This is a genomic window from Streptomyces sp. MB09-02B, from assembly GCF_033794485.1.
Taxonomy (GTDB): domain Bacteria; phylum Actinomycetota; class Actinomycetes; order Streptomycetales; family Streptomycetaceae; genus Streptomyces.
Map to the genome: position 1 here is coordinate 1 of NZ_JARGEE010000321.1, position 10641 is coordinate 10641.

The 10641-nt window shown below is 72.6% G+C and carries 6 protein-coding genes; 3 read left to right on the top strand and 3 right to left on the bottom strand.

Annotation, left to right across the window (positions count from 1 at the left end; translation table 11 throughout):
- Positions 1-182 precede the first annotated feature (182 nt).
- Positions 183-1967: a glyoxylate carboligase gene (gene gcl / locus P1P70_RS32595; RefSeq protein ID WP_319244210.1), complete on the bottom strand. Its 1785-nt coding sequence runs from the start codon at positions 1965-1967 to the stop codon at positions 183-185.
- Between the two features lie 311 nt (positions 1968-2278).
- On the opposite strand from gcl, the gene P1P70_RS32600 reads away from it, so the two are divergent.
- Complete coding sequence (locus P1P70_RS32600) at positions 2279-2983, top strand: hypothetical protein (protein ID WP_319244211.1); 705 nt, start codon at positions 2279-2281, stop codon at positions 2981-2983.
- A gap of 7 nt (positions 2984-2990) precedes the next feature.
- On the opposite strand, the gene P1P70_RS32605 is transcribed toward P1P70_RS32600, so the two are convergent.
- Positions 2991-4580, bottom strand: coding sequence for an AMP-binding protein (locus P1P70_RS32605; RefSeq protein ID WP_319244212.1), 1590 nt, complete (start codon positions 4578-4580; stop codon positions 2991-2993).
- Positions 4577-6256, bottom strand: coding sequence for an AMP-binding protein (locus P1P70_RS32610; RefSeq protein WP_319244213.1), 1680 nt, complete (start codon positions 6254-6256; stop codon positions 4577-4579). The genes P1P70_RS32605 and P1P70_RS32610 overlap by 4 nt, the downstream gene beginning before the upstream one ends.
- Positions 6257-6357: 101 nt before the next feature.
- Between P1P70_RS32610 and P1P70_RS32615 the strand changes: the two genes are divergently transcribed.
- Positions 6358-7230 (top strand): helix-turn-helix transcriptional regulator, encoded by an 873-nt coding sequence (locus P1P70_RS32615; protein ID WP_319244214.1) that lies wholly within the window; start codon positions 6358-6360, stop codon positions 7228-7230.
- Between the two features lie 231 nt (positions 7231-7461).
- Complete coding sequence (locus tag P1P70_RS32620) at positions 7462-10314, top strand: helix-turn-helix transcriptional regulator (protein ID WP_319244215.1); 2853 nt, start codon at positions 7462-7464, stop codon at positions 10312-10314.
- The last annotated feature ends 327 nt before the right edge of the window (positions 10315-10641 follow it).

The following is a 10641-nucleotide window of genomic DNA, read 5'->3' on the forward strand; positions in this document are numbered from 1 at the left end:
GGGGTGAACCGGGGGAAACAGGGGAGGCCCTGCTCCAGCGCGACAAAGCGGCTCGCATCACGCGAGGTCGCACTGGAGCAGGGTCTCCCCTTTCCCGTTCCCTCGGATGGGCCGCCCCTCCGACGCCGGTGGAGCCGGCGATGGACCACACGCCACCACCGGCTCCTCACGTCCCGCGCCCCTCAGACCCGCAACGGCTTGATCGACGTGGGCGCGTGCCCCGGCTCCGTCGCGATCTCCTCGAACTCGACCACGTTGCCGATGTCGTTCGTCGTGGACATCGAGATGTTGGTGACGCGCTCCAGGATCGCCTCGACGACGACCGGCACCCGGTACTCCGCCGCGAGCTTCTTGGCCTGTTCGAAGGCGTCGGCCAGGTCGGCCGGGTCGGTCACCCGGATCGCCTTGCAGCCGAGGCCCTCGGCGACCTTGACGTGGTCGACGCCGTAGACGCCCAGCTCGGGCGAGTTGACGTTCTCGAACTCCAGGTTGACCTGGAAGTCGATGTCGAAGGCGCGCTGGGCCTGCCGGATGAGGCCCAGGTAGGAGTTGTTGACCAGGACGTGGACGTACGGGATGCGGTGCTGCGCCCCGACGGCCAACTCCTCGATCATGAACTGGAAGTCGTAGTCGCCGGAGAGAGCGACGACGGACGCCTCCGGGTCGGCCTTGGCGACGCCGAGCGCGGCCGGCACGGTCCAGCCCAGGGGGCCCGCCTGCCCGCAGTTGATCCAGTGGCGCGGGCGGTGGACGTGCAGCATCTGCGCGCCGGCGATCTGCGAGAGGCCGATCGTGGAGACGTACCGGGTCTCGGGCCCGAAAGCCCTGTTCATCTCCTCGTAGACACGCTGCGGCTTGATCGGGATGTCGTCGAAGTGTGTACGGCGCTGGAGGCGGGCCCTGCGGTCCTGCGCGTCGGCAGCCCAGGCCGACCGGTCCGGCAGTCGGCCCTCGGCCTTCCGCTCCCTCGCCACGGCGACGAACAGCTCCAGCGCGGCCCTGGCGTCGGAGGCGATGCCGTAGTCCGGGGCGAAGATCCTGCCGATCTGGGTGGGCTCGATGTCGACGTGGACGAACGTCCGGCCGGCCGTGTAGACGTCCAGCTTCCCGGTGTGCCGGTTGGCCCAGCGGTTGCCGATGCCGAGGACGAAGTCGGACTCCAGGAAGGTGGCGTTGCCGTAGCGGTGCGAGGTCTGCAGGCCCACCATGCCGGCGTTCAGCTCGTGGTCGTCGGGCAGGACGCCCCAGCCCATGAGGGTGGGGACCACCGGCACACCGGTCAACTCGGCGAATTCGACGAGGAGTTCGCAGGCGTCGGCGTTGATGATCCCGCCGCCGGCGACGATCAGCGGCCGCCGCGACGCGTTCAGCATCCCGATCGCCTTCTCGATCTGGGCGCGGGTGGCGGCCGGCTTGTAGACCGGGAGCGGCGCGTACGTGTCCGGGTCGAACTCGATCTCGGTGAGCTGGACGTCGATGGGCAGGTCGATGAGGACGGGCCCGGGACGGCCGGAGCGCATCAGGTGGAAGGCCTTCTGGAAGACGCCGGGCACCTGCGCGGCCTCCAGGACGGTGACGGCCATCTTGGTGACGGGCCCCGCGATGGAGGCGATGTCGACCGCCTGGAAGTCCTCCTTGTGGATGACGGCCGTGGGCGCCTGCCCCGTGACGCAGAGGATCGGGATGGAGTCACCGATGGCCGAGTAGAGCCCGGTGATCATGTCGGTGCCGGCGGGCCCCGAGGTGCCGACGCAGACCCCGATGTTGCCGGGGCGGGTGCGGGTGTACCCCTCGGCCATGTGCGAGGCGCCCTCGACATGCCGGGCGAGGGTGTGCTGGATTCCGCCGGCGGCCTTCAGGGCCGCGTAGAAGGGGTTGATCGCGGCGCCGGGGACCCCGAACGCGTCACGGACGCCCTCGCGCTTGAGGATCTCGACTGCCGCGCGGGCAGCGGTCATACGAGCCATTGCGTACTCCTGCTTCAGCTGCCGGACTCGCGCTCCCGTCGCGCCCCGCGGTGAGCACTTCCGTGATCTCGTCAGTGTGATTGCCGCAATGCCATAAACGCCATCACTTCCACATTGCGGAAATTGTTTTCTGCTATCTGGAAGCAATGTAGGGGGCGGCTCAGGGACCGTCAAGGGGGCGGGTCAGGGCCGTCAAGGGCGCGGGCCGCGGAATCCGCCCCGGCGTCTCGGGGTGTTTCCCTGCCGGAGCAGCGCTGCCCGGGGGACGATGAGGAGGCGTTTTCGACGGGCCCGGCGGTGGGGTGGGGAGCATGAGCGAGAGCATGGCGGTGCGGTGCCCGGACTGCGGGCGGGAGCACCAATACGCGGCCCCGGCCTATCCCTGTGCGTGCGGCGCCCCGGTCGCCCCGGCCCTGGACCACCGCGCCGCCCCCACCTCGGTCACCCACCGCACCTGGGACGAGGACTGGGTCGCCGTCCGCTGCGGGAGTTGCGGCCGCGTCGACCAGTGGCCCCACCCCGAGCTGGGCTGCTTCTGCGGGACCGTGCTGCGGGTGCCCGTGGCCGGCGCCCCGCGGTCGCTGGGCCCGGGCGCCACCGTGGAGGCGACCGAAGCGGCCGACGGCCCCCGGGCGACCTTCAGGCCCGTCACCATCCGCACGGCCCGCGACGCGGTCACCGCCGTCGCCGTCTATCTGCGCTGGCTGGGCTACCAGGACATCCGCCGCGCCGACCAGCGCCAGCCCGCGGGGATCGGGCTCGCCGCGCGGGGTGTCCTGGCCCAGGTGGACCCGTCGGTGCGCCCGGCCTCACTGCGTGACGTCGAGTGCCTGTGGCTGACCGCCATGACGGAGTCCACCGACTGCGTGTACTTCTCCCTCGCCGGGTACGCGGACGACGCCCGCGACCGCGCCGACGGCCTGGGCGTCTCCCTGTTCGTCCTGGATCTCACGGGCACCCCGCAGCCGGTGAACCGCGCGGCGACGGAACTGGTCGCCACCGGCGCGAGCACCTGAGCGACGGCTATCCGGGGGCGTACCGCTCCCTCAGTTCGACCTTCCGCACCTTTCCCGACACCGTCATCGGGAAGGCGTCCAGGACCCGCAGCGCGCTGGGGATCTTGTAGTGCGCCAACCGCCCGTCACAGAAGGCCCGCAGCTCCTCCAGGGTGGGCGGTTCGGCGGCCTCGCGCGGGATGACGCAGGCGAGCACCTCCTCGCCGTACCGCTCGTGCGGCACGCCCACCACCTGGACGTCGGCGATCTTCGGGTGGCCGTACAGGAACTCCTCGATCTCACGCGGGTAGATGTTCTCGCCACCCCGGATGATCATGTCCTTGATCCGGCCGACGATCTCGACGTAGCCGTCCTCGCGCATCGTCGCCAGGTCCCCGGTGTGCATCCACCGCCCCGCGTCGACGGCCTCGGCGGTCTTCTCCGGCTCCTCCCAGTAGCCGAGCATCACGCTGTAGCCGCGGGTGCACAACTCCCCTGCACTGCCGCGCGGTTGTGTCACTCCCGTCGCCGGGTCGACGATCTTCACCTCGATGTGCGGCAGGACGCGGCCGACGGTGCCGGTGCGGTGGGCCAGGTCGTCGTCGCGCCGGGTCTGGGTGGAGACGGGCGAGGTCTCGGTCATGCCGTAACAGATCGAGACCTCCGTCATGTGCATCTCGGCGACCACCCGCTTCATCACCTCCACCGGGCAGGGAGAGCCCGCCATGATCCCGGTGCGCAGGGAGGAGAGGTCGTACGCGGCGAAGTCGGGGAGGTTCAGCTCCGCGATGAACATGGTCGGTACGCCGTACAGGGAGGTGCAGCGCTCCTGCTCGACGGCCTCCAGGGTGGCCTTCGGGTCGAAGGAGGGCGCCGGGACGACGACGCACGCGCCGTGCGAGGTCGCCGCGAGGTTGCCCATCACCATGCCGAAGCAGTGGTAGAACGGCACGGGCACACAGATCCGGTCCTGCTCGCCGTAGCCGAGCAACTCGCCCACGAAATAACCGTTGTTGAGGATGTTGTGGTGGGAGAGGGTCGCCCCCTTGGGGAAGCCCGTGGTGCCCGAGGTGTACTGGATGTTGATCGGCTCGTCGCAGGACAGGTCCGGGTAGGGCACCGGCGTCCCGCGCGCGAGCAGCGCGTCCCAGCTCGGGTCGTCGATGTAGACGGTCTCCCTCAACTGCGGGCAGTTGCCACGCACTTGCTCGACCATGGCCCGGTAGTCGCTCGTCCTGTGCCGGAGCGAGGCGAACAGCAGCGAGACCCCGGCCTGCCGGAGGACGTACTCGACCTCGTGGGTGCGGTAGGCCGGGTTGATGTTCACCATGATCGCGCCGATGCGGGCGGTGGCGTACTGCACGAGCACCCACTCGGCGCAGTTGACCGCCCAGATACCCACGCGGTCGCCCTTGGCCACACCGCTCGCGAGCAGCGCGTACGCCAGGTCGTCGACGTCCGCCGCGAAACGCGCGTACGTCCAGCGCCGCCCGGACGGCACGTCGACCAGCGCCTCACGGTCCGGCCAGGCGGCGACGGCCCGGTCGAGGTCGGCACCGATGGTGTCGCCGAGCAGCGGGGTCGCGCTCGTCCCGTGGGTGTACGAGTCGCCCGTCACCGGAAGTCCTCCTCGCGGTACTCCGCGTCCGAGCCCGCGGCCGTGGCCTCGCGCAGCTCGATGCGGCGGATCTTGCCGGAGACGGTCTTCGGGAGCTCGCCGAACTCCAGGCGGCGCAGGCGCTTGTAGGGGGCGAGGACGGTCCGGGAGTGCTCGAAGAGCACCTTCGCCGTGTCCGGGCCCGGCTCCCAGCCGGCCGCGAGCACGATGTACGCCTTCGGCACGGCGAGCCGCACCTCGTCCGGCGCGGGCACCACGGCCGCCTCGGCGACCGCCTCGTGCTCCAGCAGGGCGCTCTCCAACTCGAACGGGCTGATCTTGTAGTCGCTGGCCTTGAACACGTCGTCCGCGCGGCCCACGTAGGTGAGGTAGCCGTCCGGGTCCCGGGAGCCGATGTCGCCGGTGCGGTAGTAGCCGCCGGCCATGGCCTCCGCCGTACGGTCGGGGTCCCCGTGGTAGCCGGTCATGAGGCCGACGGGGCGGTTGGAGAGGTCGAGGGCGATCTCGCCCTCGTCGGCGTCGGGGGCGCCCGAGACGGGGTCGAGGAGGACGACCTTGTAGCCGGGGCCGGGCCGGCCCATGGAGCCGGTCTTCAGCTCCTGGCCTGGGCTGTTGGCGATCTGGACGGCGGTCTCGGTCTGGCCGAAGCCGTCCCGGACGGTGACGCCCCAGGCGCGGCGGACCTGTTCGATGACCTCGGGGTTGAGGGGCTCACCGGCGGCGACGACCTCACGGGGCGGGGTCCGCAGCGTGCCGAGGTCGGCCTGGACGAGCATGCGCCACACGGTGGGCGGGGCGCAGAAGGTGGTGACGCGCGCGCGGTCCATCTCCGCGAGCAGCCGGCCGGCGTCGAAGCGCGTGTAGTTGTGGAGGAAGACGGTCGCCTCCGCGTTCCACGGGGCGAAGAGGTTGGACCAGGCGTGCTTGGCCCAGCCGGGCGAGGAGATGTTGAGATGGACGTCGCCGGGGCGCAGACCGATCCAGTACATGGTGGCCAAGTGGCCGATGGGGTACGACACATGGGTGTGCTCGACCAGCTTGGGCCGGGCGGTGGTGCCCGAGGTGAAGTACAGCATCAGCGGGTCGGTGGCGTTGGTCGCGCCGTTCGGCTCGAAGCGGGCGGGGGCGCCGTAGGCCTGCTCGTAGGGCCGCCAGCCGTCGACCGTGCCGCCGACCGTGGTGCGGGTGTAACGGCCGGGCACGTCCGCGAACTTGGGCGCTTCCTCGGCCCGCGCGATCACATGCCGGACCCGGCCGCGCTCGACCCGGTCCCGCAGATCGGCGGGTCCGAGCAGCGGGGTCGCGGGGATGACGACGGCGCGCAGCTTCATCGCGGCGAGGGCGGTCTCCCACAGCTCCGCCTGGTTGCCGAGCATCACGAGGACGCGGTCGTCGGCGCGAACGCCCCGGTCCCGCAGCCAGTTGGCGACGCGCGAGGAGCGCTCGGACAGCTCGGCGAAGGAAAGCCGGGTCTCGGTGCCGTCCTCCTCCACGATGTGCAGGGCCGTACGGTCGTTCCCACGTGCGATCACGTCGAACCAGTCGAGCGCCCAGTTGAAGTACTCGGGCCGGGGCCAGTCGAAACCCTTGTAGGCCGTGGCGTAGTCCTCGCGATGGGCCAGCAAGAAGTCCCGGGCCGCCCGGAACTCCTCCGTGGCGCTCGTCCTCGCCGACATGTGTCCTCCTCATTGCCGGACCGTTGCCTGACATCGTGTAATGCGTGATACACGTCTCACTACCCCCGAACGGGGGTGCGCCGCGCGGAAGGGGCGAGTTCGTGGCACTGGATCCCTCGGATTTGGTCGGGTCGGCCCTGTCGGGCCGGGCGGACCTGCGCGGCGCGCTGCACCGGCTGCGGCGGGTCACCGGGCTGCCGCTCGCCTTCGCGGGGCTGGTCGAGCCCGGCTCCGGGCAACTGCGCATCAGCGAACTCCAGGGCAGCCGGACCACCTCGCTCCAGGGTCTGTCCGTGCACTCCGGGAACGGTCTCGGCGGCAAGGCGGTGGCCCTGGCCCGGCCCTGCTGGGTGACCGACTACTCCGCATCGCGCCGGATCAGCCACGAGTACGACGCCGCGGTCGCCGCCGAAGGCATCCGCTCCGTCCTCGCGGTCCCCGTCGTCGTACGGCGTCAGGTGCGCGGGGTGCTCTACGGCGCTCTGCGCGCGGCCCAGCCGCTGGGCGACCGCACGGTGTCGGCCGCGCTGGACGCGGCACGGGACATGGAGCAGGCGCTGGTGGTGCGCGACGAGGCACGGACCCTGCTGGCCGCGACCGCCCCGCCCGAGGGGGACTCGGCCGGGGCGTGGGAGGAGGTCCGGGAGGCACACGGGGCGCTGCGTGCGCTCGCCCCGCGCGTCGACGATCCCGACCTGCGGGCGGAGCTGCTGCGGGTGTGCGGGCGCCTGGCCGGCGTGGCCGGTGGGCAGAACGCCGCGGCGGGGGGTGTCCCCCGGGTCTCCCTCACGGCGCGTGAGACGGATGTGCTGGCCTGCGTCGCGACGGGTGCGAGCAACCGGGCCGCCGCGGAGCGGCTGGGGCTGCGGCCCGAGACGGTGAAGGCGTATCTACGGTCGGCCATGCGGAAGCTCGGGGCGCACGGGCGGTGGGAGGCCGTGGTGGCCGCCCGGCGGGCGGGGGTGTTGCCGTAGCGGACCGCTCACAGGTCGGAGTCGCGGCGCCGCCGGCCCGGCGGGGGCTCGTCGCGCGGTTCCCCGCCCCCCTCACGGACTCCCTCGCGGCCGGGCTTTCATGTAACAGGCACGTGAAATTCTATATGCCGTACCCTTCCTGTTATTTCTCACACCGGGCCGCGTTCCGAAATTCCAAGGCTGGACGCCTAATATTGGCCCGGACACGACACTCGAGGGGAGCGGTGGCCCGTGCGACGGGAGTTCAAGGAGCCTGGGAGACCCCGCCCCGACCTGGTCATAGGCAGGGAGGAGCTGTTCGCGGGGGCGCGCGAGCAGCTTTCGCGGGGCGGCAGCGTGCTCGTGCACGGCTCCGCGGGCATCGGTAAATCGACCGTCCTGCGTGCCCTGGCCGCCGAATACGACGAATCGGCACGGACGGTGCTGCGCTGCTCGGCCACCGAGTCCGAGTCCCATCTGCCGTTCCTCGCCCTGACCGACCTGCTCGGGCTGGTCATGGACGAGGTCTCCGACCAGCTGCCCGCGCCACAGCGCACCGCGCTGGAGTCCGCACTCACCGGCCGTGGCGAGTCCACGCTCCAGCGTGACGGGCTGGCCCTGCGGCTGGCGGTGCTGTCGACGCTGCGCGCGCTGGCCGCCAAGGGCCCGGTGCTGATCGTCGCCGACGACCTCCAGTGGCTGGATCCGGCCAGTGTGGAGCTGCTCGGGTTCGCCGCGCGGCGGCTCGGCGAGATGCCGGTGCGCATGCTGTGCGCCGTACGCACCTCGACCGACCCTCACGGTCACGAGCAGGACAGGTATCTACGCGCGTCCCCTCCCGACACCCTCGCCCTCCGGGTCGCCCCGCTGTCCCGCACGCACGTCGCCGAGCTGCTGGAGAACCGCGGCTTCACCGGTCTGCCCCGCTCGACCGTGCGGGACATCCACCGCACCAGCGGCGGCAACCCGCTCTTCGCGCTGGAGCTGGGCCGCGCCCTCGCCGACAGCTCGACCCCGCCGCGTCCGGGCGAGCCGCTGCCCGTGCCGACCTCGCTGCGGACCCTGGTCCTGAACCGGCTGGACATGCTCTCGGCCGAGGCCCGCCGCACCCTGCTGGTCGCCAGCGCCGGTGCCCGGCCCACGGTGGCCCTGCTGCGCGCCGCCGGGCGGGAGAACGCCGAGGCGGAGACCGCGCAGGCCGTCGAGCTGGGCCTGCTCGCGCCGGAGCGGGAGGCACCGGGCGTGCGGTTCGCGCACCCCCTGGTCTCGGCCGCGCTGTACGCCGAGGCGACCGCGCAGGAGCGGCGGGCCGCCCACGCCGCGCTGTCCACCGCCGCCGTCGACCCCATCGAACGGGCCCGGCACCTGGCGCTGGCCACCCAGGGCACCGACCCCCAGGTCGCCGCACGGCTCGGCGAGGCCGCCGCCGTGGCCCGGGACCGGGGCGCGCCCTCGGTCGCCGCCGAGCTGGGGCTGCTCTCGGCCCGGCACACCCCGGCGGACGCGACGCCCGGCCCGGACGAGCGGCGGTTGCAGGCGGCCGAGGACGCGATCACCGCCGGGGAGAACGACCTCGGCCGGGACATCGCGCGTGAGGTGCTGAGCCGGGCCACCGAGCCCGCCGAGCGGGTCCGGGCCTGGATGGTGGTGATCGACGCGGCCGGGCAGTCCCTCGCCGAGGTCGACGCTGTCTATCCGCAGGTCCTCGCCGACGCGGGCGACGACCCGCGGCTGCTCGGGCTGGTCCGCTACCAGCTGGCCTGGCGGGCGCTGGTCCTGGAGGGCGACTTCGCGCAGAGCCGGGAGGAGGCCGCGCGCGCGGCGGAACTGGCCGGACGCGCCGAGGACCGGCGCACCGAGCTGCTCGCACTCGCCTTCCAGGCGCAGACCGAGATGCTGATGGGCCACCCGGACGCCCCGATGACGATCAAACGGGCGCTGAAGGAGCCGCAGGACCCGCTGCTCGCCTGCCACCACAACGGGGCGGGCGCGACCCGCTTCCGCTGGCTCATGATGAGCGACCAGCTCGGCGAGGCCCGCGCCACGATCACCTCGCTGCTGCGGGAGGTACGCCGGCGCGGCATGGTCGAGAGCGAGGTGCACTACGTGCGCTTCCTCGCCGAGACCGAGCTGCGCTCCGGGCACTGCGGCCGGGCCCTCGACCTCGCCCGCGAGGGCTATGTCCTGGCCCGGGACTCCGGCATCGGCGAGGGCGCGTCCGCCATGCTCACCTCGCTCGCGGAGGCCGCCGGCGGTGACGTCGAACGGGCCCGGGCGCTCGCCCGCGAGGCCGCCGACCGCGCCGAGCAGGACGGCGACCTGATGTACCTCTCCCGCGCCCTGGGCGCCCTCGGGCACGCCCAGTTGGTGGCCGGGGACGCGTCGGGGACGGTCCAGTCCCTGCGTCGCGTACGGGAGTTGGAGGACGGGCTCGGGATCTACGACCCGGCGCGCGGCCGGTGGCACGGCGATCTCGCCGAAGCCCTGGTGCGGGTGGGCGAGTTGGCGGAGGCACAGGACGTCGTCGACGTCACCCGGCAGCAGGCGCTGCGGCTCGGGCGGGAGAGCGTGCTCGCCGTCCTCGACCGCGCCGAGGCGCTGGTGCGGGCGGCGCGGGGTGAACAGGACGCCGCCGTACGACAGTTGACGTCGGCTCAGGACCGGCTCGCCAAGCTCGGCTACGGCCTGGAGGAGGCACGGGCCGCGTACGCCCTGGCGGGGCTGCGCGCCGTCCCGCAGGGCCTCGGTCCCGCCCGGCCAGGGGGGACGCCCGCGCCGGGCTCGTACGACGAGGCGTCCCGGCTGTTCCGCCGGTGCCGTGCCCTGCCGTGGCTGCGCCGGGTGGAGGAGGCCTCGGTCGCCCCGGCGCCCCCGCCGCAGCCCGCGATCGCCCCGTCCGCGCTGGACGCCCTCGCCGTGCTCGCGGCGACGGAACGCCAGGTCGCGGAGCTGGTCATGGAGGGCGCGACCAACCGGGAGATCGCCGGCCGGCTGTACATCAGCGTGAAGACGGTCGAGGCGACCCTCACGCGCGTCTACCGGAAGCTGGGTATCCGGTCGCGTGTGGACATCGTGCGTCTGGCGGCGGGGCACCGTACGAACTGACCTCCCCGGGACCGGCTGACGAGCCCCTCCCGGGACCTGGGCCCTGTCGTCACGTTCCCGTCTGCGTGTCGTCTGCCGCGCCGCGGAGGCGTTCGTGCGGGCGGCGACCTTGCGGCTCCAGCCTAGGCTCAAACCCCGGCCCGGGTCATCGAGGGTTTTCCCTCCCCAACTCCCCTAGGGGGATCCCCCCTTGGGAGCGGCTCGCTCCGACTTCTAGTTTCTGTGACGTGCCGCACGCCAGGGCACACAGACCGGCCCGCCGTCCCCGCTCGGCTCCCCCGAGCGGGGACGGCACCGCAGGCTCTGTGCACTCCCCCCGCCCGCGCG